General features: G+C 62.9%; 12 protein-coding genes and 1 tRNA gene. All 13 read right to left on the bottom strand.

Annotated elements, in window-relative coordinates; translation table 11 throughout:
- Positions 1-8: 8 nt before the first annotated feature.
- Positions 9-1,430, bottom strand: coding sequence for an HlyD family type I secretion periplasmic adaptor subunit (locus tag ASB57_RS10175; protein WP_082621504.1), 1,422 nt, complete (start codon positions 1,428-1,430; stop codon positions 9-11).
- Between the two features lie 2 nt (positions 1,431-1,432).
- Positions 1,433-3,604, bottom strand: a complete 2,172-nt coding sequence (locus ASB57_RS10180) for a type I secretion system permease/ATPase (RefSeq protein WP_057652132.1) — start codon at positions 3,602-3,604, stop codon at positions 1,433-1,435.
- A complete protein-coding gene (locus tag ASB57_RS30375; RefSeq protein ID WP_082621505.1) occupies positions 3,582-3,797 on the bottom strand; it encodes a hypothetical protein in 216 nt (71 codons plus the stop codon). Before ASB57_RS30375 ends, ASB57_RS10180 begins: the two co-directional genes overlap by 23 nt.
- Positions 3,798-3,803: 6 nt before the next feature.
- Positions 3,804-5,543 carry a TolC family outer membrane protein gene (locus ASB57_RS10185; protein WP_082621506.1) on the bottom strand — a complete coding sequence of 580 codons (1,740 nt, stop codon included), beginning with the start codon at positions 5,541-5,543 and terminating at the stop codon, positions 3,804-3,806.
- Between the two features lie 383 nt (positions 5,544-5,926).
- The gene (locus tag ASB57_RS10190; RefSeq protein ID WP_057652134.1) at positions 5,927-7,876 is read right to left on the bottom strand and encodes a LapD/MoxY N-terminal periplasmic domain-containing protein; all 1,950 of its coding nucleotides are present in this window, start codon (positions 7,874-7,876) and stop codon (positions 5,927-5,929) included.
- An 18-nt stretch (positions 7,877-7,894) separates the two neighbouring features.
- Positions 7,895-8,578: a transglutaminase-like cysteine peptidase gene (locus ASB57_RS10195; protein WP_082621507.1), complete on the bottom strand. Its 684-nt coding sequence runs from the start codon at positions 8,576-8,578 to the stop codon at positions 7,895-7,897.
- A 23-nt stretch (positions 8,579-8,601) separates the two neighbouring features.
- Positions 8,602-9,210 (bottom strand): response regulator transcription factor, encoded by a 609-nt coding sequence (locus ASB57_RS10200; protein WP_231755383.1) that lies wholly within the window; start codon positions 9,208-9,210, stop codon positions 8,602-8,604.
- A 19-nt stretch (positions 9,211-9,229) separates the two neighbouring features.
- Entirely contained in the window at positions 9,230-10,699 is a 1,470-nt protein-coding gene (locus ASB57_RS10205; RefSeq protein ID WP_082621508.1) for an HlyD family type I secretion periplasmic adaptor subunit, read from the bottom strand.
- Complete coding sequence (locus ASB57_RS10210; protein WP_057652136.1) at positions 10,696-12,873, bottom strand: type I secretion system permease/ATPase; 2,178 nt, start codon at positions 12,871-12,873, stop codon at positions 10,696-10,698. The genes ASB57_RS10205 and ASB57_RS10210 overlap by 4 nt, the downstream gene beginning before the upstream one ends.
- Positions 12,851-13,078 carry a hypothetical protein gene (locus ASB57_RS10215; RefSeq protein WP_057652137.1) on the bottom strand — a complete coding sequence of 76 codons (228 nt, stop codon included), beginning with the start codon at positions 13,076-13,078 and terminating at the stop codon, positions 12,851-12,853. Before ASB57_RS10215 ends, ASB57_RS10210 begins: the two co-directional genes overlap by 23 nt.
- Positions 13,079-13,084: 6 nt before the next feature.
- Positions 13,085-14,581 (bottom strand): TolC family outer membrane protein, encoded by a 1,497-nt coding sequence (locus tag ASB57_RS10220; protein ID WP_057656057.1) that lies wholly within the window; start codon positions 14,579-14,581, stop codon positions 13,085-13,087.
- A gap of 445 nt (positions 14,582-15,026) precedes the next feature.
- Positions 15,027-15,102 (bottom strand) — tRNA-Ala (locus tag ASB57_RS10225).
- A 104-nt stretch (positions 15,103-15,206) separates the two neighbouring features.
- Positions 15,207-25,096, bottom strand: a 9,890-nt coding sequence (locus ASB57_RS31330) for a VCBS domain-containing protein (RefSeq protein WP_057652138.1), incomplete at its 5' end; no start/stop codon positions are given.

The following is a 25,096-nucleotide window of genomic DNA, read 5'->3' on the forward strand; positions in this document are numbered from 1 at the left end:
TGGGAGCCTTAACGTTCCGTGAATGCCGTTGACTTGGCGCGCAGGATGGGTTTGAGCAGATACTGCAGCACCGTCCGTTTGCCCGTCAGGATGTGGACCTCGGCCACCATGCCGGGGATGACGGGCATGGTGCCGTTACCCAGGCTGGACTTCTCCGTCCGGATGCGGACGATGTAGAAGGAGTTGCCGCGCTCGTCGGTGATCGTGTCGGCGCCGATGGACTCGACCTGCCCCTCCAGCCCGCCGTAGATCGAATAGTCGTAGGCGGTGAACTTGACCTCGGCCTTTTGCTGGGGATGCAGGAAGCCCACGTCGCGCGGGTTGATGCGCACTTCCAGCAGCAGGGTATCGTCCGTCGGCACTACCTCCAGGATGTCCTTGCCGGGCTGCACCACACCACCCACGGTGTTATTCAACAGGGTCTTGACCGTGCCGCGCACCGGCGACCGGATCTCCGCCAGCTTGACCTTGTCGGCCAAGGCCACCTGCCCCGCGTGCAGGGTCGCCAGCTTGGTATTGGTATCCATCAGTTCGCTGCGGGCCTGGTTGCGGATGTTCAACTCCGCCTCCTGCACCTTGCTCTGCGCTTCCTTGATCGAGGCCTGGATACGGTCGATCGATGCTTCCGCCCCCTTGGCGTCGCCGCAGCTCTTGGTGACGTCGCGCTGCAGGCGCAACAGATCCACCTCGGACACCGCGCCGCTCTTGAGCAGAGGCCGGGTGACCGCCATCTCGCGGGACGTCAAGGAACACGTGGTCGACGCCTGGTCGCGCTTGGTTTCGGTTTCGCGCAGTTCTTCCTGGCGCTGCTTGACCTGTTCCCGGGCGACGGCGACCGTGGCGTTCAGCTCATTGGTGCGCTGGATCCAGGCATTGCGTTCGCTTTCCGCGGCGGCCGGCAGTTTGGCGACCACCTCGGGCGGCGCCTGGTAAACATCACCCGTAGCCAGGGCGTGCAGCCGCGCGGCCTTGGCCAGCAGCGACAGGTACTCGGCGTTGTTTTCGCCCAGGGAGGAATTGAAGCGCGTGGGGTCGATGCGCAGCATTACCTGGCCGGGCTCGACCTGCTGGCCGGGCCGCACCAGGATTTCCTGGACGCTGCCGCCATCCAGGCTTTGCACGACCTGGACCTGACGCGACGGCACGACCTTGCCATCCCCGCGCACCACTTCGTCGATATAGCCCAGATACGCCCAGGCCAGCAGCGCACTGACCACCAGCAGCGACGACCACAGCAGCACCCGGGCGCCGCGCGCCTCGGCCTGGTGAATGGCCCATTCGGCATTGCCGGAGTAGCCCGTGGTGACCTTGGGATGACCGCGTTCGCTGCCGTAGATCAGCAGATCCATCACCCACATGAAAGGCAGCGCGGGCAAACGCAGCAGCGTGGCCAGGATGGAGCGCCGGGGTTTGAGAGCGTCGGTATTCATGCTCAGCTCCCCTTGCCCACGCGGCCCGCACGCAAGGCCTCGACGACCTGGTCCTTGGGACCATCGGCCACGATACGACCGTTATCGATCACCAGCAGACGGCTGACCATCTCCAGCAGCGCCGTGCGGTGCGTGACCAGCAACAGGGTCTTGCGCGCGCTGGCCGCGGCCAGCTGCGCCTTCAGGCGCGACTCGCTCTGATGATCCATATTGCTGCTGGGCTCGTCCAGCAGCAGCACCGGCGGGTCGTTGATCAGCGCCCGGGCGACAGCCACGGCCTGGCGCTGGCCACCGGACAGCGATTCGCCCCGCTCGCCGATCAGCATGTCAAAACCATTGGGATGCACGTCGGCAAACTCATGGACGCCCGCCACCTGGGCGGCCGCCAGAATGCTGGCGTCGTCGGCGAACGGCGCGCCCATGGCCAGATTGTGTTTCAAGCTGCCGTAGAACAGCACGGGGTCCTGCGGTACGTAACCGATGGCACGGCGCAGGTCGGCCGGATCGATCTGGCGCACGTCCACGCCGTCGAGCAGCACGATGCCCTCCTGCGGCTGGTACAGGCCCAGTATCAGCTTTTCCAGCGTCGTCTTGCCCGAGCCGATACGGCCGATGATGCCGATGCGCTCACCCGCGGCCAGCTTGAAGGACACATCCCGCAACGCCGGCTGTGCGGCACCGGGATACGAGAACGTCACGTTGCGGAACTCCAGGGTGCCCTTGAACACCGGCCGGTGCAGGAACTCGGCCGACTCGGGCCGCTCCACCGGCAACTGCATGTAGTTATCGATGGAGCCCAGCGACGTGCGGGCGTTCTGGTACTGCATCAGCAGGCCCGCCACCTGGCCCAGGGGCACCAGACAACGGCCGCTGATCATGGACGCGGCAATGATGCCGCCCATGGATATATTGGAATCGTGCGCCAGGTACACACCGATCACCACTACGGAGATCGACACCAGCTGCTGCATGGCCGACACGAAGCCCACGGTGGTCGACGAGATCAGCTTGAGCTTGCCGCTGGCCTGCGCGATGAACTCGGTGGACCGCTCCCAGTTGCGCTGCATGGCGCCCTGGGCATTGAGCGTCTTGACGGTTTCCAGACCGGACAGCGCTTCGACCAGGGTCGCGTTGCGCTGCGAGGAGGCCTGATAGGTCGACATCGTCAGCGTTTCCATGCGCATCTGCGCCGCCAGCGATACCAGCACGATCAACACGATGGCGACCAGCGGCGGCAGGATCATCCACGGAGAAATCCAGGACAGCACCAGCAGGAACAGCACGATGAACGGCAGATCGACCAGCGATGTAATCGTCGCCGAAGCAATGAAATCACGGACAGATTCGAAGGACCGCAGGTTGGCCGCGAAGGAGCCGACCGACACCGGCCGCCCTTCCATGCGCAGGTCCAGCACCCGCTCCATGATCAGCGACGACAGCCGCACGTCCACGCGCTTGCTCGCGCTGTCGACGACATGGGAGCGCGCGGTCGTCAGGATGGTATTGAAGATCACTACCAAGGAAATGCCCACCACCAGCACCCACAGGGTCTCGATGGCATTGTTCGGCACCACGCGGTCATACACGTTCATGGTGAACAAGGGCATGGCCATGGCGAACACGTTGATCAGCAGGGCCGCCAGCAAAGCGTCGCGATACAGCCGCCGGTTCTCGAAGATGGCCGCCCAGAACCAGTGCTTGCTGCGCACCTTGTTGACTTCGGGCGAACGGGCATCGAAGCGGAACTGCGGGCGTACATAGCAGGCCAGGCCGATGTAGTCCTCGGCCAGCTGCGCGCTGTCGATCTCGACGGCGCCGGCGCCCAGTTCCGGATGGCTGACCAGGTATTTGTCGTCGCGCGCTTCCAGCAACAGACAGGCCCGGTCGTCCTTCAGGAACAGGATGGCGGGCAGAATGTCGGCGGGAATCTGCCGCAGCGTCCGTTTCACCACCCGCGCAGCCAACTGTGCACGCGCCGCGGCGCGCGGCAGCAAGGCCGGCGTCAAACGCTGGTCCACCAGCGGCAGGCCCGCCGACAACGCTTGCGCGGTCGACGGCACGCCATGGACACGGGTCAACTCAACCAGGCAATCCAGCAGCGGATCGTCATGGGTACTGCGAGGATCGACACGCCAGGAATCCAGCGAGCGGTCAAATAACTTGTCCGTCTTCATCACCAAGCAAATCCAGATGTTCTGCCAGGCGCGCCCGCTGCTGTTTTCGACGCGTCAGCTTTTGCTGCGCCTGAACCGGAAGGTCGGTCAGGCGCAGCGTGCCGTTGGCGATCAAGGTGTCGATCAGATCTTCCAGGACTCGAACGAAGTCCGCGTCCAACCTTGAAAAATCATCTTCCTCATTGATCGCCACGGTGCATCACCACTTGCCGCCGGCGGGCGCGGCCTTGTCCGCGTTCGCGGGGACGAAGTCCGGCGGCGCGTTGCCGTCGCGGTACTGGACCTTGACCGGTTCCAGGCGGCTTTCGTCAGGCACCGTCGAGTTGCAGGTTTTGATGATCTCGTCGGTCATGGCCAGCTTGCCGTTCTCTTCAGGCGTCTCGTCCTTGGCCGCACGGATGCCCAGGGCGGGCAGCAGCTTGTGCGACAGCGCCAGCCAGCGGAACTGGGCGGTCTGCAGGTCGTACAAGGCATTGGTCAGGGAGCGGCGCGATTCGAACAACTCGTTTTCCGTGTCCAGCAGGTCGAGCAGCGTGCGCTGGCCGATCTGGAATTGCTGGCGATAGGCGTCGCGCACCTTGGTGGTGGCCACTTCGTGGTCACGCAGGTAAGGCAGGGACTGGCGCAAATGGACGATGTTGTTCCACGCCACGGCCAGGTCCTGCTGCACGTTGCGGCAGGTGTAGTCGCGCACGTCGCGCGCGGCATAGCCCTGCTCCGAGGTCTGGCGCACACGCGCGGCATCGCCGCCGCCGCGGTACAGGTTGTAGGTCATCAAGACCTGCACGTTGGAGCTGCGCACGTTGCGGTAGTCGCTGCCCGGTTGCGAGGTATCCGTGCCCGACGAAGCCACGAATTCGAACTTGGGCGAGAACGCGCCCTTGGCCGACTGCTGGCCGGCTTCGGCCGCCTGCAGCAAGGCCTGCTTGGACAGCACGCTGGGGTTGCTGCGCAGCGAATCGTCGAACGTCGACGGCTTGTTCGGCAGGCGGTCTTCAATGCGGGGCGTGGCGGCCAGGGTCGTGGGCGCGCTCATGCCGGTGACGCGGCGGAAGCGCGACGTCACGTCGTTGAGGTTGGCGCTTTCCGTCATCAGGTTCGTCTGCGCCAGGGACAGGCGGCCACCCGCCTGTTCCATGTCCACGCGGCGGCCAACGCCGGATTCCGAGCGTTCGCGGATCTGCTTCAGCGTTTCTTCATGCAGGCGATAGTTGGTGCGGGCCAGCAGCTCCAGGTCGCGGTAGCGCTGCAGGTCCACGTAGGCCTGCACGGCGGTCAGGGCCATGTCGTCGCTGGTGGCCAGCAGGTCATAGAAGCGCGACAGCTTTTCGAAGCCGGCTTGCTTGACGTCGCTATTGGTCTTGAAGCCGTCGAACAGCAGCTGGCGCAGTTCCAGGTTGTAGCCGGGGCGCTTCCAGTTCTGCGACGAGTTGTCGCCCGGCAAGTGGTTCTGCCATTCGTGGCCGTAGTAGCCCTGGGCGTTGACCTGCGGCAGGAAACCGGCGCGGGCCACGTTCTGGCCTTCCAGCGAAGAACGGAAGTCGTGATAACGGGCCTGGATTTCCGGGTTGCTGAGCAGGGTCTGCTCGACGACCTGGTAGATCGTGGTGCCACCGTTGGACGACGCGGTGCTGGCGGCGGCCACCGGCGCTGCCGGCTTGGCCGGGGCCGGGGCAACGGCGGGTGCGGGCGACGGTTTAACAGCGGGTGCGGCAGCGGCGGGCGCCGGCGCCGGCGTTGCTACGGGCGCGGCTTGCGCGACCGAAGTCGACGGCGTGCTTGAAACGGTGCTCGAACCCGACTTGCCGAAGTTCTGCCAGGTTGCCGGTTTGGCGGCGCCAGGTTGGCCTCGTGGGATAGGCGCATTCTGCGCGGCGGCAACGCCGGACAGTGCGATTACGACGAGTGCCACCGAGGATTTCAGACGAAAAGAGGACATGACATTCCCAGAATAGCCAAAAGACAAAACGTGACTTATGTAACGACTGAATTTCCCGCGGCAACACTCAGGCATGGGGCCTGAATCGCATGGAGGCGTAATTTTTTCTTAATCCATACGACTGATGGGAATCTAGGCGAGCAGTGGGGCGGGATTCTGGGGCTAAGACAGGGACGCATCAACTGCGAAGAAAATCGCTTTATTGCGCATAATTTCTTCACAGTTCCGTAAAGATGAGCTTAATTTTTGCTGAATTGAGATTTATTTCAGCGGAGGGGTGCCGGCTTCACCGGGGCATTACATAGTAGGAAATAAAGTTACGACTCGTTATATTTGTAGGCGCAATCGGCCTTATGGATGAGGACGAATAGCCGCAGGGCACGTTACAAATTAACCCCTGCTCCGCTCATAATCGTAATCCCGAGGTTGGCCAGGATGGTGCGCGTCACGGTATCCGGCACGTCCTCGGCATACACGGCGATATTCAAGGCACGCGCCGTTTCCAGCACCGATACGGTCAGCTGCTGGCTACCTATGCTGTGCGCCATGCCGCCGACGAAGCCGCCGCCCAGCTTCACATACGCCAGTTGCAGGTCATGCAGCTGGCTCAAGGCATTGAACTGCTGCGCCAGGCGTCGCACGCCCACGCGCATCCCCGTCTTCGTCGCGATCCGGCACAGCGCCGCCGCTTCCGCATGGCGTTCGACCAGGGCATGCGCATCGACTTCGGCGATCAAGCGGTTGGCCTGCCCCAGGCGCTCGGACACGGTGCGTTCCAGTCGGGCCAGGAAATCGTGATGCCCCAATGACGCCATGGACAGGCGTACCGTCAGTTCGCCCGGATTCTTTGCCAGCCAATCCAGGGCCAGCCGCACTGCCTGCATATCGCAGTCCGCGGCCAGATCCAGGCGTATGGCCGGCGGAATGAACAGGCGCGCCGGGATCGGCTCGGAGGCATCCTCGCTATGCAGCATCAACGTGGCCTCCTGCCGCAGCAGTTGGCCGTCAATGAAAGTCAGCGGCTGCAAGGCCAGCGTGAAGCGTTCGCGCTCGATGCCCGCGGTGATGACCTGGCGCCACGACGATTCACTGTTGGCGGACAACACGGGTTCATCATCCGATGTCAGCTGAACGTGGTCGTCGCCCGCGCTTTCTCCCCGCATCAAGGCGTAATCCAGGCGTCCCAACAGATCGCCGATCTGCGCCCCCGGTGCATAGTCCGCCAAGGCCTGCACCCAGCGGCACAAGCCGCCCTCGCCCACCGGTATCCGCGCCGTGCGCAATTCCGCGCGCAGGCGCTCCGCCACCATGATGGCCTTGGGAGCCGGGCAATGCGGCAACAGCAAGGCGAAGTCCGAACCATTCAGGCGCGCCAGCACGGATGGATCCACCTGCATGTTCTCCAGCATGGCGCGCAGGCGATCGACCAGCGTACGCAGCCATTGATCGACGAAGTCACGTGGCATGTGGCGGTTGATGGCCCCCAGGTCGCGCTGGCGGAACACCAGGATGTGCCCGCCTGGCATGGCCGCGTCCGGCACCGTGCGCGCGCTATCCGCGTCCAGCTCCCGGCGGAACTCATTGATGAAGTACTTGCGATTGGCCAGGCCGGTCACGGGATCCTGGTTGACTTCGATCTGCAAGGACTCGATGCGGGCGTTCTGTTCGTCCGCCGAAGCGCGCAATTGCTCGCGTGTCTGGTTCAGGGCATCGGTGATGCCGCTCAGCTCCGGCACGCGCGGCTCCAGGTGTTGGCCCCACTGCCCGCGCCCGATGGCGCGCAACTGCTCGCCCACCTCCCCCAACAGGCGCTTCTGGATCCAGCGCACCAGAGCAAAAGCGAACAGCGCCCACAGCACACCGGCGGTCACCACCAGCAGGATCATGCGCAGGCTGCTTTCCCACAGGGTCTCCCAGGCGTAGACATCCGTCGCGGTCAAGGTGACTGAACCCAATTGCCGCCAGCCATCCGTCACCACGTGGGTGGCCGACTTGGCCGACAGCGGCACCAGCCGCTGGAACCAGCCCGGCACGTCAGCCGTGGCGCTCGACACCCGCGAGATGATGACCTTGCCATCGGGGTCCGTCAGCTTGACCAGGGAAAAGTGGCCCCCGTCGTACAGGGCCGACAGCAGCAATTCCTGCGTGATGCGGTCGCTGTTCGTCGGTTGCGATAGAGACAGTGCCAGCGACACCGCCGCGTCATTGCTCTGCACCTGCAACTGCCCCGCCAGATAGTCGCGCGCGGCCGTCACGCTCAAGGCGAGGGTCCCCAACAGGATGATGGCGATGGCCAGCGTGATGCTCAATAGAAGTTGTCGAAGTATGGACATGATTCGCTTCCCGCGGGCTTACTGTCGGATGCCTTCGCGCTCCATGCGCTGCAGCAGATTGCGCCAGCGACCGATGCGGTCGACCGGCGCGGCTTGCTTGCCGTCGACGTACACGCCGTCGGCATTGAAACTGAAGATGGGGACCAGATCGCGGCGCTGCGACGCCGGCAGGATGCCGGACACCAGGCTGTCCAGCACCAGGGGCATGGCTTCGGGTGTCGGGTAATAGCCAAGCACCATATGCGCCACCTGTTCGGTGCTTTGCGGACCGCCGACCCGCGCCTTGACGTAGACGAAGCGCAGCTTGCTGGTCGGCACGCCCAGCTTGATCAGGGAGAAATACTTGCCGATGACGTAGTCCTCGCAGTCGCCCGCCCCCTTGCCCAGGGCTTCGAGCGGCGTGGCCCAATAATCTTCCGTGCCCCAGACGATACGATCCTCGGATTGGGCGACGTTCTGATTCCAGAAATCGTTGACGGCAGCCAGCTTGGCGGCTTCGCCCAAGTCGCGATCCGCTTGCAGCAGCCGCAGCCAGGCGGTCAACCGTGCACTCCCCTTCGCGCCATACTGGCTGGCTGCCAGGCTTTCCAGCCTGTGCTCGTCCAGCTCCAGCGCGCCGCTCATCCCCCAACTGCAAAGCAGGCAGATCAACGCCATCCAGCAGATGGCGTAGCGGGCGCGCAGGCGTAAAGATCGTTGCATCTCCCCCTCACCCGCCGCCTGGATCAGCGGCTGATACCGTGGACCTTGAGCGCCAGATGCAGGCGGTCGGTCACCCCCAGCTTGTCGAACACCGACGACAAATGCGCCTTGACGGTTCTTTCCGTGATACCCAATGCGGCCGCGATTTCATTATTGGCCTCGCCCACGGCAGCTCGGCGCGCGACCAGGCTTTCCCGCTCCGTAAGTACTTCCGGCTGCCAGCCGCTGGTCGCGCTGCTACGGCTGTCGACCAGGCGCAGCAAGCGCGTCACCAGGGAGCGGCCCATCCAGATTTCTCCGGAATCGACTACGTCGAGGATCTGCTCCAGGGTCCGCAAAGGCGTATAGGTATGACAGTAGCCGACGGCCCCCGACGCCAGCACCTTGGTGCCCTGGTCGTCATGGGGCCTGGCGCTGGCGACCACCACGCGCATGCCGGACAAAGCGCTGGTCCAGCGTTCGGACGTCCAGGGCGGCAGCTTGGGCAGGTCGGCATCGACCACCACCAGGGCACCGCCACGCTCGCGCCACCCGGCCAGTTCGGCCAGGGTGCGGGCGCGCGCCGGCACCCAGCGGTTGCGATCCACACTGGACCAGTGCTTCCATAAAAGATCGTCATGTGTGACGAACAAAACCGGAATCATCGATACCTTAGCGTTCGGTGAAAGCATTCTCTTTGGCACGCAAGATAGGTTTGAGCAGGTACTGCATGACCGTGCGCTTGCCCGTCAGGATGTGTACCTCGGCCACCATGCCGGGAATGATGGGCAGATGCATATCGCCCACCGCGGCTTTCGACGTGCGCACCCGCACGATGTAGAACGAGTTGCCCCGTTCGTCCGTCGTGGTGTCGGCACCGATCTGTTCGACGACGCCTTCCAGGCCGCCGTAGATCGAGTAGTCGTAAGCCGTGAACTTCACTTCGGCCTTCTGTTGCGCATGCAGGAAGCCGATGTCGCGCGGCTGCACCTTCACTTCCAAAAGCAATGAGTCGTCGGTCGGCACGATCTCGATGATGTCCTTGCCGGGTTGCACCACGCCGCCGACGGTATTGGCCAGCAGCGTCTTCACCGTGCCTTTCACCGGCGAACGGATTTCGGACAGCTTGACCTTGTCATCCAGCGCCAGCTTCGTTTCACCCAAGGTGCGCAGCTTGGTATTGGTGTCGGACAGCTCGCTGCGCGCCTGGTTGCGGATATTCAGCTCGGCTTCCTTGGTCTTGCTCAGCGCTTCCTGGATCGACGCCTGGATGCGGTCGATCTGCGCCTCCGCCGCCTTCTGGTCGCCGCAGCTGCGCGCCACGTCCCGCTGCAGACGCAACAGGTCGACTTCGGAAACGGCGCCGCTATTGAGCAGCGGCCGCGTCACCGTCAACTCGCGCGAGGTCAGCGAGCAAGTCGTCGCCGCCTGATCACGCTTGGCTTGTGTTTCGCGCAGTTCCTGCTGGCGTTGCTTGACTTGTTCCTGGGCCACGCTGACCGTGGCGTTCAGCTCGTTGGTGCGCTGGATCCAGGCGTTACGCTCGGCTTCGGCCGCTTGCGGCAGTTTCTGCAGCACTTCGTCCGGCACCTTGAACGGTTCGCCCGTGGCCAGCGCCGTCAGGCGCGCGGCCTTGGCTTCCAGGGACAGGAACTCGGCCTGATTCTCACCCAGGGACGACGCGAAACGCGTCGGGTCTATCCTTAGCAGGACCTGGCCGGGCTCGACATCCTGGCCGGGCCGGACCAGAATTTCCTTGACCACGCCGCCGTCCAGGCTCTGCACGATCTGCACCTGACGGGAAGGCACAACCTTGCCGTCGCCGCGCACCACTTCATCGATGGGCCCGAAGATGGCCCATACGATCAGAATGCCGACGACCGTCAGGGACGTCCACAACAGGATCCGGGCGCCACGCGCGTCGGACGTGTAGATCGCCCACTCCGCGCTGTTGACATAGCCGGAGGAAACCTTGGGCTTGCCGCGCTCTTCGCCGTCGAGCAAACGATCGAACAGTTTGACGAAGAAGGTGCGCGGCAGGCGCACCAGGCTGCCCAGGAAGGAACGGCCCTGATTCGGAGGCGGATTATTCGGACTCGGATTCGGATTGGGGTTCGGATTCGAAAGCGGTGTGGAGCTCATACGCTGGCTCCCCGCACGACGCGGCCCGTCCGCAAGGCCTCGACGACCTGATCCTTGGGACCATCCGCCATGACGCGGCCGGCGTCGATGACGATCAGGCGGGTGACCAGATCCAGCAACGCCGTACGGTGCGTGATCAACAGCATCGCCTTGTTAACGCTGGCTGCCGCCAACTGTTGCTTCAAGCGCGATTCGCTCTGGTGATCCATATTGCTGCTGGGCTCATCCAGCAGCAATATCGGCGGGTCGTTGATCAGAGACCGCGCGACCGCCACCGATTGCCGCTGGCCACCGGACAGGGACTCGCCGCGTTCGCCGATCAGCATGTCGAAACCGTCGGGATGGATGTTGGCGAACTCGCTCACGCCGGCGACGTCCGCCGCCGCGATGATGCTGGCGTCATCGGCGAAAGGCGCGCCCATGGCGATGTTGTGCTTGAGGCTGCCGTAGAACAGCACGGGATCCTGCGGCACATAGCCGATGGCGCGGCGCAGGTCAGCCGGGTCGATCTGGCGCACGTCGACGCCATCCAGCAGGACGGTGCCCTCGGTAGGCTGGTACAGGCCCAGGATCAGCTTTTCCAGCGTGGTCTTGCCCGAGCCGATACGCCCGATGATGCCCAGCTTTTCGCCCGGCGCCAGCTTGAAGGAAACGTTGTTCAACACCGGTTGCGCCGCGCCCGGGTAAGAAAAGGACACGTTGCGGAACTCGATGGCGCCCGCGAACACCGGGCGGTGCAGGAATTCGGTGGTCTCGGGGCGCTCGACCGGCAGCTTCATATAGTTGTCGATGGAGCCCAGCGACGTGCGCGCATTCTGGTACTGCATCATCAGGCCCGCGACCTGGCCCAGCGGAACCAGGCAACGGCCGGAGATCATCGATGCGGCAATGATGCCCCCCATGGAAATCGCCGAGTCATGGGCAAGAAACACCCCGACGGTCACGGTCGCCACCGACACCAGCTGCTGCATGGCGCCGACGAAGCCTACCGTCGTGCTGGAAATCAGCTTCAGCTTGCTGCTGATGTTCGCGATGTACTCCGTGGACCGTTCCCAGTTGCGCTGCATGGTGCCCTGGGCATTGAGCGTCTTGACCGTCTCGAAGCCGGTCAGAGCCTCCACCAAGGTGGCGTTGCGTTGCGACGACGCCTGGTAGGTGGCCATGGTCAGCGATTCCATGCGGAACTGCGCGGCGAGCGACACCAGCGCCACCAGGATGATGGCCACGATAGGCGGAATCAGCATCCATGGCGATATCCAGGCCAGCACGGCCAGGAACAGGAGGACGAAAGGCAGATCAACCAGCGTGGTGATGCTGGCCGAAGCAATGAAGTCGCGAATCGACTCAAACGACCGCAGATTGGCCGCGAAGGAGCCCACGGACACTGGCCGCCCTTCCATGCGCAGGTCCAGCACCCGCTCCATGATCAGCGCCGACAACTTGATGTCGACCCGTTTACTGGCGCTATCGATGACGTGCGAACGCGCCGTGGTCAGGATCGTATTGAAGATGACGACGACGGCGATACCGACCACCAGCACCCACAAGGTTTCCAGCGCGTTATTAGGCACCACCCGGTCGTACACATTCATCGTGAACAAGGGCATGGCCATCGCGAAGATGTTGATCAGCACCGCCGCGACGATGGCGTCGCGATACAGCCGCCGATTCTCGAAAATGGCGGACCAGAACCAGTGGCGGCCACGCACCTTCGCGACCTCGGGCGAGCGGGCGTCGAAGCGGAACTGCGGGCGGATATAACAGGCCATGCCCGTATAGTCCTGCGCCAGCTCTTCCGCCGAAATCTCGACCGAACCGGCACCCAGTTCGGGATGGCTGATCAGATAGCCGTTATCGCGCGCTTCCAGCAACAGGCAGGCGCGCTCGCCGTGCAGCAGCAGGATGGCCGGCAGGATGTCGGTGGGAATGTCCTTGACGGCCCGGCGCACCACACGCGCCGACAGGCGTGCCCGCGCCGCGGCGCGCGGCAGCAGCGCCGGCGTCAGCCGCTGATCCACCAGCGGCAGGCCGGCGGACAAGGCTTGAGGCGTCGCGGGAACGCCGTGCATGCGGGTCAGCTCGACCAGGCATTCCAGCAAAGGGTCATCATGCGTCGAGCGCGGGTCAACGCGCCACGAGTCGATCGACCTGTCAAATGATTTGTCCGTCTTCATCGCTCAACAAGTCCAGGTGTTCAGAGAGTTTCGCCCGATGGCGCTTACGCTCAGTCAGCTTGCGCTGAGCGTGCGGGGGCAGATCCGTCAGGCGCAGGGCGCCATTGGCGATCAGGGCGTCGATAAGATCCTCCAGCACCCGGACGAATTCCAGGTCCAGCTTGGAGAAGCCGTTATCCAGCCCGCCGTTGTCTTGTGTCGCCATTGCAGGTCACCACTTCGGAGTTGCCCCCGGTTGCCCCGGAGCGGATTGCAGAGGTTGATTACCCGCCGGAACGAATTCAGGCGGCTTGGAGCCATCCTGGTAGATGACCTTGACGGGCTCCAGGCTCTCAGCATTCGGCACGGTCGAATTGCAGAGCTTGATCACGTCGTCGCTGACTTCCAGCTTGCCGTTTTCCTCGGGCGTCTCGTCCTTGGCCGGACGCAAACCGAGCGTGGGCAGCAGCTTGTGCGACAGCGCCAGCCACCGGTATTGCGCGGCTTGCAAGTCGTACAAGGCATTGGTCAAGGCGCGGCGCGACTCGAACAATTCGTTTTCCGTGTCCAGCAAATCCAGCAAGGTGCGCTGGCCGATCTGGAACTGCTGCCGATACGCATCCCGCACTTTCGTGGTCGAAATTTCATGGTCGCGCAAGAACGGCAGAGCTTGGCGCAGGTGAACGACGTTGTTCCAGGCGATGGCCAGGTCCTGCTGGATGTTCCGGCAGGTGTAGTCCCGCACGTCGCGTGCCGCGTAGCTCTGCGCCGACACCTGGCGCAGACGGGCCGAGTCGCCGCCGCCGCGATACAGGTTGTAGGTCATCAGTACCTGCGCCTGCGTGCTGCGCGTGTTCTTGTAGTCGGGGCCGGGCTGCGAGGTATCCGTCCCCGTCGATGCGACGAACTCGAACTTGGGGGAGAAATTACCCTTGGCCGATTGCACGCCCGCATTCGAAGACTGCACCAGCGCCTGCTTGGACAAAATCTGCGGATTGCTGCGCAAGGAGTCGTTGAAGTTGGCCGGATTCTTCGGCAACCTGTCGTCCAGGCGGGGCGCCGCCGCCAGGGTAGCCGGCACATCCAGGCCGGTCACCCGCCGGAAGCGCGACGTGACGTCGTTGAGGTTGGCGCTCTCGGTCATCAGATTGGTCTGCGCCAGGGCCAGACGGCCGCCGGCCTGCTCGTAGTCGACCCGCCGGCCTACGCCCGAATCGGCGCGCTCACGGATCTGCTTGAGCGTTTCCTCGTGCAGGCGGTAGTTCGACCGCGCCAGCAACTCAAGGTCGCGGTAGCGCTGCACATCCAGGTAGGCCGTGGTGGCCGTCAGGGCGATGTCATCGCTGGTCGCCAGCAGATCGTAGAAGCGCGACAGCTTCTCGAAGCCGGTTTGCTTGACGTCGCTGCTGGTGCGGAAACCGTCGAATATCAATTGCCGCAGTTCTACGGTGTAGCCCGGCCGGTTCCAGCTGGCGTGCCCGTCATCGGGCAGATTGCTCTGCCACATGCGGCCGTAGTAGGCCTGCGTATTGACTTGGGGAAGGAAGCCCGCCTTGGCCACGTTCTGCCCTTCCAGAGAGGAACGGAAGTCGTGATACCGAGCCTGGATTTCCGGATTTGTCAGTAGCGTCTGTTCGACGATCTGGTTGAGCGTGGCGGCGTTCTTGCCGTCAGTCGCCTGAGCCACAGGGGCCATCGTGTCGGATGGCCGGGTGCTCGTTTTCGGCATCACCGGCCCGGACTGGGCCAATACGGTCACGGGGACCACCGCGGTTACAGCAATAAGTTGTTTCAGGCGCAACATGTTTATCCCATCCCGGCATTAACGGAGTGGATGACCTATATATTTCAGAAAGTCTCGTGGTCTCGCAAAGTATGGTGACTTACGAGGGATGTGTGCAGAAAGAAATGTAAAACGATCAGTCAAATGGATGACGCGGACGCAGCATGCGGCGCTATCTTCTCGGAAAAAAGCACTAGATTTCGATAAAGCTCGCAAACTAACGTCAAACAGAAACGTAATTTCCGTAACTAATCGCAGTGAATGTAGGATTGGTGTTGTACTTTTTTCACCCACGTCCATAGGCGGACACAGGCCTGCAATATTCCGCCGGGCGGCGAACAGGGACGAAAAAAAGCCCTGGAGCGAGTCCAAGGCTTTTTATCTGGCTTGATGGTGGAGCGGAGGAGGATCGAACTCCCGACCTTCGCATTGCGAACGCGACGCTCTCCCAGCTGAGCTACCGCCCCACAAGCAAGTCCAGCAATATACCAGAAAATTCCTTGAACGCACACAGAAAGGGATGAGGGCAGGCGCCTCCTCGCCATGAGGCGGCGCCTGCCCTCTCCCCCTATCAATGCCCTTGCAGTTTCCCCTTCTGGATCAGGTCGTTGATGATGGCCTGCTGGTCGGTCTTGGTACCGATCAGGTCGACGTTTTCAAGAATGATCTTCTGGTCGAAACCGTGGGCCACGTCGCCCGCCGTACTGACCTTCAGCACGGTGTTGTTGCCGTCCTTGGTGAAGTTCAGGTACTTGGACAGGTCCGAGTCCGCCGGGTTCTGCAGCAAACCGCCCAGATGCAGGACGTCGCCGCCGTTAGCCGGCGTGTCCGCCGAGAAGTCCTTGACCGTGTCCACCGCGGGTTTGGCCACCGTGCCCTGGTCGTTCAGCTCCCACTTGAAGGTGTCGCTGCCGGCACCGCCGTACAGGGTGTCGTTGCCCTGGCCACCGATGATGGTGTCGTTGCCGCCCTGCCCGTAGATCAGGTCGTCGCCGGCGCCGCCACGGATGGTGTCGTTGCCGCCACGGGTATCGCCGCTGATGTTGAAGTCATCGCTATGCGCCTTGATGTAGTCGTACAGCTCCGTGGTGGTCGCCGTGTGGCCATTGGTCGAGGTCAGGAAATCGACCAGGCCCTGCATGCCCTGGCCATCGTGCGAACCCGCCGGGTGACCCGTCCACGACAACGCATCGGTATTGATGGTGTCGCCGAAGATGATGTCGTTGCCGGCACCGCCGTCGATGGTGTCACCCCCGACCGTGGCCGGTGTCGTGGTGGTGCTGCCGCCTTGCAGCACGGTGTCCAGATCGCTGGCCTGGTGCGCGATATCCGCGGTACCTGCCGGGCCCGAGATGATCGACGTGTAGGCATGCGTGGTGATGTTGTCGATGTTCACCGTGGCATTGCCCGAACCGGTCGTGTTGTCGGAGACCGAGTAGACCAGGTGGTAGCTGCCGGCTGCCAGGATGTTGGTCTCGATCGTCAAAGCCGACGACATGGGGCTGTTGGTGGAGCCGGTCTGCACCGTATCCCAACCCCCTGACGAATTCAGCTTTTCGATCGCCCACTTGAACACGTCACCCGAATTGAAGTTGGCCGTCGACGCGTCGAAGCTGAGACTGGTCTTGCTGCCCGAAATGGTGAAAGTCTGGCTGGTCAGCTTCGAATCGCCGCTGCCGTTGGCGTCGGTGATCTGCAGGTTTGCGTAAAGCGTGTTGTTGCTGTAGCCCGTATAGGACCGTGTTGCGGCGCTACCCGTGCCACCGGACGAGAACGTCCAGCCCGAGACGTTATTGAGACCCGACGTAGAGAAGTTATCGAAGTTCGCCAGGACCGTGTTGGTGCTGGTCCCCATGCCCACCGATACAGTCGCCACGCTGCCGCTGGCCGTATTGTCGAAGAACTGCAGATACTGCTGGCTGACCCCGTCGCCAATCCCGATGGCGTTGACGTTGGTCACCGCGCTCAATGCCTTGAAGGCATCGATCGACTCCTGCAGCGTGGTGGCGTCCGTGGTCGAGCCATCGCCGCCGCGGGTACCGTTGCTGGCGATGTAGTACGTCGGATCGCCGTCGGTCAGGAAGTACGTCATGTTCTCGTAGTTCGAACCGGTCTTTCCTGCCGCGGTCTGCGCATTGAACCAGGTCACGGCGCTGTTGAATGCCGCTTCATAGTTCGTGCCGCCGGTCGCCGTCATCGCATTGATGGCGTTGATCAGCGTCCCGACGTTGGCCGTGGTCAGGTTCTGCACCTGGATCGTGCTGTCCGCCGACGAGCCGAAGCCGATCAGCGCCACGTTCACCACGCCATCCGAGTGGGTGTCCAGGGTGTTGAGCAGGTTCAGCAACGCCGCCTTCACCAGGGTCATGCGATCCTGGCCGCTGGACGGATTGGTGCCGCCGTCCAGGCCCCACGCCATACTGCCGGAGTGGTCGATGACCAGCGCGACGTTGTAGTTCTTGCCCGGCACCACCGTGGTTTTCGAGCCGCCGGCATCACCGATGATGATGTCGTCGCCCGATCCACCGGTAAGGCTGCCGGCGCTGGAGCCGTCGTTGGTTCCGCGGATCAGGTTGTCCGTGACGATGCCGTAGTTGTATTCACCGGAGGTATTCTGGCCGCCATTGGCCGTGCCACCGGCATCCCGTACCTGGAAGCCGAAGGACGTATCGGCGCCCGACGAACCGGGGGTGTAGACCAGCTTGCCGGACGAGATGTCCGCCACGGTGATCACCTGCCCTGCCGTTACCGCGGAGCCGTTGTAGGTCAACGACCCGACAGTGGGCAGGCGGCTGATGACGACGCTCTGGAAGGCATCGCTTTCGCCCTTGCTGTCCGAGAACGCGAATTCGGACAGCGTGAAGACGTGCGTCGTGCCGACTTCGACGTGAGTCGAGTTGGCGGCCGACGTCGGCGCATCGTTGACGCCGGCGATGGTCACCGTCACGGGGTGCGTGGCGGTGCCGTCCATGGACGTGACCGTGAAGGTGCGGGTCAGGCTTTGGCCCCCGGACAGGGCTTGCACTGCTGCGTTGGTGTTGTCCAGCGTGTAGGTCCAGTTGCCGTTGGCGTCGATGGTGAACGTGCCGTAGGTGTCCTTGACCGACTGCGCCTTGACGTAGCTTTCGCCGGTGTCCGCGTCCGTCGTGTCGAGCTTGCCCGTGGCCGACAGCGTGAGATCCTCCACCACCGTGCCACGGTCGCCGACGCCGTCGCCGCCGCGGCCGACGATCGTCGGCACGTCGTTGGTACCGTTGATCGTGATCGTGACGACGTGGGTATCGGTGCCGCCCTTGCTGTCGTCGACCTTGACCGTATAGGTCTCGGTCACCTTGTCGCCGGCGCGCAGGGACTGGGCCGCCGTGTTATCCAGCGTGTAGGTCCATTTGCCCGTCGAGTCGACGGTGATGGCGCCGTAGGTGCCCTTGCTGGCGCCCTGAACGGTCCACGTGGCGGTGTCGTTGGTGTCGACATCCACCCGGGTGAGCTGGCCGGAGGCCGTCTTGGTCCCGTCTTCGGTGACGTTGCCGAGGTCGGCGCCGGTGGTCGGCACCTGGATGACCGGGGCGTCGTTGGTGCCCTGGACGGTGACCGTGACCTTGCTGGTCGTGCCGTCGGCGGACGAAACCGCGAAGGTTTCCGTCCTGGACTCGCCCAGGCCCAGGGCCTGGACCGCGGCGCTGGTGTTGTTGAGCGTGTAAGCCCACGTGCCGTCGCTGCCGAGCGTGAAGGTGCCGTACGTGCTGGTGACGTTCTGCGTGATGAACACGGCCTGGCCGGCGTCGGGGTCGACGATGTCCAGCTTGCCGCTGGTGGTCAGGGTCGTGTCTTCCTTGACCGTGCCTGCATCGGCTCCCACGGCGTGCGGGGTAATGATGGCGGCGTCGTCGGTACCGTTGATGGTGATGGTGACCGACTTGGTCGCCGTACCGCCGTGGCCGTCGTCGACCTTGACCGTGTAGGTTTCGTTGATGTGGTCCTTGGAGGTCAGCTGCTGAGCCGCTGCATTATCCAGCGTGTACGTCCACTTGCCGGTCTGGTCAACGCTGAAGGTGCCATAGGTACCCTTCGCATTGCCATCCACCGTCCAGGTGTGCGTGTCGTTGGTGTCAACGTCGGTCTTGCTGAACTGACCGCTCGCCGTTTGCGTACCGTCTTCCGTCACCGAACCCGCCGTCGAACCCGTCGGCGCGTTGATGACCGGCGCGTCGTTGGTACCTTGGACCGTGATGGTGACCTTGCTGGTCGTGCCGTCGGCCGAGGCTACCGTGAAGGTTTCAGTCTTGGATTCGCCAAGGCCCAGCGCTTGAACCGCGGCGCTGCTGTTGTTCAGCGTGTAGGACCAGGTGCCGTCCGTGCCCAGGTTGAACGAACCATAGGCGCCGCTCGCCGTTTGAGCAACGAACACGGCCTGACCCGCGTCGGGATCGACAATGTCCAGCTTGCCGCTCGTCGTGAGCGTCGTGTCTTCCTTAACCGTACCGGCGTCAGCGCCCACTGCATGCGGGGTGATGATGGCTGCATCATCAGTGCCGTTGATCGTCACCGCAACCGACTTCGTGGCCGTGCCGCCATGACCGTCATCCACCTTGACCGAGTAGGTCTCAGTGATGTGATCCTTGGAGGTCAGAGCTTGAGCGGCCGCGTTGTCCAGCGTGTACGTCCACTTGCCGGTCTGGTCAACGCTGAAGGTGCCATAGGTGCCCTTCGCATTGCCGTCCACCGTCCAGGTGTGGGTGTCGTTGGTGTCGACGTCCGTCTTGCTGAACTGACCGGAAGCGGTTTGCGTACCGTCTTCCGTCACCGAACCAGCCGTCGAGCCGGTCGGCGCGTTGATGACCGGCGCGTCGTTGGTGCCTTGGACCGTGATGGTGACCTTGCTGGTCGTGCCATCAGCCGAAGCTACCGTGAACGTTTCCGTCTTGGACTCGCCCAGGCCCAGAGCCTGTACCGCCGCGCTGCTGTTATTCAGCGTGTAGGACCAGGTGCCGTCGGTGCCCATGGTGAACGAACCGTAGGTACCGCTCGCCGTTTGGGCTACGAAGACCGCCTGACCGGCGTCCGGATCGACGATATCCAGCTTGCCACTGGTCGTCAGCGTCGTGTCTTCCTTGACTGTACCCGCGTCAGCACCTACAGCATGCGGGGTGATGATAGCCGCGTCATCCGTACCGTTGATCGTCACAGAGACCGACTTCGTCGCCGTCCCGCCATGGCCGTCATCTACCTTGACCGTGTAGGTCTCAGTGATGTGATCCTTCGAGGTCAGCTGCTGAGCCGCCGCGTTATCCAGCGTATAGGTCCACTTGCCGGTCTGGTCAACGCTGAAGGTGCCAAAGGTACCCTTCGCATTGCCGTCCACCGTCCAGGTGTGCGTATCGTTGGTGTCGACGTCCGTCTTGCTGAACTGGCCAGATGCGGTTTGGGTGCCGTCTTCGGTCACCGAACCGGCGGTAGTTCCGGTCGGCGCGTTGATGATCGGCGCGTCGTTGGTGCCTTGGACCGTGATGGTGACCTTGCTGGTCGTGCCATCGGCCGAAGCTACCGTGAAGGTCTCGGTCTTGGATTCGCCAAGGCCCAGCGCTTGGACCGCGGCGCTGCTGTTGTTCAGGGTATAGGACCACGTGCCGTCGGTGCCCATCGTGAACGAACCATAGGTTCCGCTCGCCGTTTGGGCAACGAACACCGCCTGACCCGCGTCGGGATCGACGATATCCAGCTTGCCACTGGTCGTGAGCGTCGTGTCTTCCTTGACCGTGCCGGCATCGGCACCGACCGCGTGCGGCGTGATGATGGCCGCGTCGTCGGTACCGTTGATCGTCACCGCCACAGACTTCGTGGCCGTTCCGCCATGGCCGTCATCCACCTTGACCGTGTAGGTTTCGGTGATGTGGTCCTTCGTGGTCAGAGCTTGAGCTGCAACGTTATCCAGCGTGTACGTCCACTTTCCGGTCTGGTCAACGCTGAAGGTGCCATAGGTACCCTTCGCATTGCCGTCCACCGTCCAGGTGTGCGTATCGTTGGTGTCGACGTCCGTCTTGCTGAACTGACCGGAAGCGGTTTGCGTACCGTCTTCGGTCACCGAACCGGCCGTCGAGCCGGTCGGCGCGTTGATGACCGGCGCGTCGTTGGTGCCTTGGACAGTGATCGTGACCTTGCTGGTCGTGCCATCAGCCGAAGCTACCGTGAACGTTTCCGTCTTGGATTCGCCCAGGCCCAGGGCCTGAACAGCAGCGCTGCTGTTGTTCAGGGTGTAGGACCACGTGCCGTCGGTGCCCATCGTGAACGAACCATAGGTTCCGCTCGCCGTTTGGGCAACGAACACCGCCTGACCCGCGTCGGGATCGACGATATCCAGCTTGCCGCTGGTCGTCAGCGTCGTGTCTTCCTTGACCGTGCCGGCATCGGCGCCCACCGCATGGGGCGTAATGACCGCGGCGTCGTCCGTGCCATTGATGGTCACGGTCACCGACTTGGTCGCGGTACCACCGTGGCCGTCATCGACCTTGACCGTGTACGTTTCCTGGATATGGTCCTTCGTGGTCAGCGCTTGAGCTGCCGCGTTGTCCAAGGTGTAGGTCCACTTGCCGGTCTGGTCGACCGTGAAGGTGCCGTAGGCGCCCTTCGCGTTGCCATCCACCGTCCAGGTGTGCGTGTCGTTGGTATCAACGTCGGTCTTGCTGAACTGGCCCGAAGCCGTTTGGGTGCCATCCTCGGTCACCGAACCGGAGGTCGATCCGGTCGGCGCATTGATGATCGGGGCGTCGTTGGTGCCCTGGATCGTTACCGTAATCGTGCTGGTCGTACCGTCAGCCGAGGCTACCGTGAACTTCTCGGTCATCGACTCGTTCACGCCAAGGGCTTGAACCGCCGGATCGGTGTTGTTCAGGTTATACGTCCACGTGCCGTCAGAGGTAATCGAGAACGTGCCGTGTTGACCCGCTGCATTTGTCTGGGCGACGAATACCGCCTGGCCGGCATCCGGATCAACGATGTCCAGCTTGCCGCTGGTAGACAGAGTCGTGTCTTCCTTGACTGTACCGGCGTCGGCGCCCACGGCGTGGGGCGTAATGACTGCGCCGTCGTCCGTGCCGTTGATGGTCACGGTCACCGACTTGGTCGCGGTACCACCGTGGCCGTCATCGACCTTGACCGTGTACGTTTCCTGGATATGGTCCTTCGTGGTCAGCGCTTGAGCTGCCGCGTTGTCAAGCGTATAGGTCCACTTGCCGGTCTGGTCAACCGCGAAGGTGCCATAGGCGCCCTTGGCGTTGCCGTCCACCGTCCAGGTGTGGGTGTCGTTGGTGTCAACGTCGGTCTTGCTGAACTGGCCACTTGCCGTCTGCGTACCGTCCTCGGTCACCGAGCCAACGGTAGATCCCGTCGGCGCATTGATGATCGGGGCGTCATTGGTGCCTTGGACCGTGATCGTGACCTTGCTGGTCGCGCCATCGGCCGAAGCCACCGTGAACGTCTCGGTCTTGGACTCACCCAGGCCGAGGGCCTGAACCGCCGCGCTGCTGTTGTTCAGCGTATAGGACCAAGTACCGTCCGTACCCAGATTGAACGAACCGTAGGTTCCGCTCGCCGTTTGAGCAACGAACACCGCCTGACCGGCGTCAGGATCGACAATGTCCAGCTTGCCGCTGGTGGTGAGCGTCGTATCTTCCTTGACCGTGCCAGCATCAGCACCCACGGCATGCGGGGTGATGATGGCCGCGTCGTCGGTGCCATTGATCGTGACAGAAACGGACTTCGTCGCCGTGCCACCATGGCCGTCATCGACCTTGACCGTATAGGTCTCGGTGATGTGATCCTTGGAGGTCAGCGCTTGAGCGGCCGCGTTGTCCAGCGTGTAGGTCCACTTGCCAGTCTGGTCAACGGTAAACGAGCCATAAGTACCCTTCGCGCTGCCATCCACCGTCCAGGTGTGCGTGTCATTGGTATCAACGTCGGTCTTGCTGAACTGACCTGATGCCGTCTGAATGCCATCCTCGGTCACGGAACCCGCGGTCGACCCTGTCGGAGCATTGATGATCGGAGCGTCGTTGGTGCCTTGAACCGTAACCGTGACCGTGCTGGTCGTGCCATCAGCGGACGAAACCGTAAAGACTTCCGTCTTGGACTCGCCCACGCCCAGCGCTTGAACCACAGCGCTGCTGTTATTCAGCGTGTACGACCAGGTGCCATCGGTGCCCATGGTGAACGAACCATAGGTGCCGTTCGCCGTTTGGGCCACGAACACCGCCTGACCCGCGTCAGGATCGACGATATCCAGCTTGCCGCTGGTCGTAAGCGTCGTGTCTTCCTTGACCGTGCCGGCGTCAGCGCCCACGGCGTGCGGGGTAATAATGGCGGCGTCATCGGTGCCATTGATCGTCACAGAAACCGACTTCGTCGCCGTGCCACCATGGCCGTCATCGACCTTGACCGAGTAGGTTTCGGTAATGTGGTCCTTCGAGGTCAGCTGTTGAGCAGCTGCATTGTCCAGCGTGTAGGTCCACTTGCCGGTTTGGTCGACGGTAAAGGTGCCATAAGCGCCCTTCGGATTGCCGTCCACCGTCCAGGTGTGCGTGTCGTTCGTGTCGACGTCCGTCTGGCTGAACTGCCCGCTGGCCGTCTTGGTGCCGTCTTCCGTCACCGAACCAGCCGTCGAACCTGCAGGCGTGTTGATCACCGGGGCGTCGTTCGTGCCCTGGATCGTGACCGTGATCGTGCTCGCGGTCCCGTCAGCCGATGTGACCGTGAATTTCTCGGTCATCGACTCGTTCACACCCAGCGCCTGAACCGCCGGATCGGTGTTGTTCAGGTTGTACGTCCACGTACCGTCGGACGTGATCGAGAACGTGCCGTGCTGACCAGCCGCATTCGTCTGAGCGACGAATACCGCTTGGTTAGCGTCCGGATCAACAATATCCAGCTTGCCGCTGGTCGTAAGCGTCGTGTCTTCCTTGACCGTGCCGGCGTCGGCGCCGACCGCATGCGGCGTGATAACCGCCGCGTCATCCGTACCGTTGATGGTGAGCGTCACCGACTTGGTCGCCGTGCCGCCGTGGCCATCATCCACCTTGACCGTGTAGGTCTCTTGAATGTGGTCCTTCGTGGTCAGCTGTTGGGCTGCCGCGTTATCCAGCGTATACGTCCACTTACCGGTCTGGTCCACGCTGAAGGTGCCATAGGCGCCCTTAGCGTTGCCGTCGACGGTCCAAGTGTGCGTGTCGTTCGTGTCAACGTCCGTCTGGCTGAACTGGCCAGTCGCCGTCTGGCTGCCATCTTCGGTCACCGAACCAGCAGTGGAACCGGCCGGGGCATTGATCACCGGGGCGTCGTTCGTGCCCTGGATCGTTACCGTGATAGTGCTCGCGGTGCCGTCGGCCGACGTGACCGTGAACTTCTCGGCCATCGACTCGTTCACGCCAAGGGCTTGAACGGCCGGATCGGTGTTGTTCAGGTTGTAGGTCCACGTGCCGTCGGACGTGATCGAGAAAGTACCGTGTTGGCCGGCCGCATTCGTCTGAGCAACGAACACTGCCTGACCTGCGTCAGGGTCGACGATATCCAGCTTGCCGCTGGTAGACAGAGTCGTGTCTTCCTTGACCGTGCCAGCATCAGCGCCCACGGCATGCGGGGTAATGATGGCCGCGTCGTCCGCGCCATTGATCGTGACCGATACCGACTTGGTCGCCGTTCCACCATGACCGTCATCGACCTTGACCGTATAGGTCTCGGTGATGTGATCCTTCGAAGTCAGCTGTTGAGCAGCTGCATTGTCCAGCGTATAGGTCCACTTGCCGGTTTGGTCGACGGTGAAGGTGCCGTAGGCGCCCTTCGGATTACCGTCCACCGTCCAGGTATGCGCGTCGTTGGTGTCAACGTCCGTCTGGCTGAACTGGCCGCTTGCCGTCTTGGTGCCGTCTTCTGTGACTTCGCCAGCGGTGGATCCCGTCGGCGCAGTAATCACCGGGGCATCGTTCGTGCCCTGGATCGTTACCGTAATCGTGCTCGCGGTGCCGTCGGCGGACGTGACCGTGAATTTCTCGGTCATCAACTCATTGACGCCCAGCGCCTGAACGGCCGGATCAGTGTTGTTCAGGTTGTAGGTCCACGTACCGTCGGACGTGATCGAGAACGTGCCGTGTTGGCCCGCCGCGTTCATCTGCGCGACGAACACCGCCTGGCCGGCGTCCGGATCGACGATGTCCAGCTTGCCGCTGGTCGTCAGCGTCGTGTCTTCCTTGACCGTGCCGGCATCGGCGCCCACCGCATGGGGCGTAATGACCGCGGCGTCGTCCGTGCCATTGATGGTCACGGTCACCGACTTGGTCGCGGTACCACCGTGGCCGTCATCGACCTTGACCGTGTACGTTTCCTGGATATGGTCCTTCGTGGTCAGCGCTTGAGCTGCCGCGTTGTCCAAGGTGTAGGTCCACTTGCCGGTCTGGTCGACCGTGAAGGTGCCGT

The sequence above is a fragment of the Bordetella sp. N genome, assembly GCF_001433395.1.
Classification (GTDB): domain Bacteria; phylum Pseudomonadota; class Gammaproteobacteria; order Burkholderiales; family Burkholderiaceae_B; genus Bordetella_C.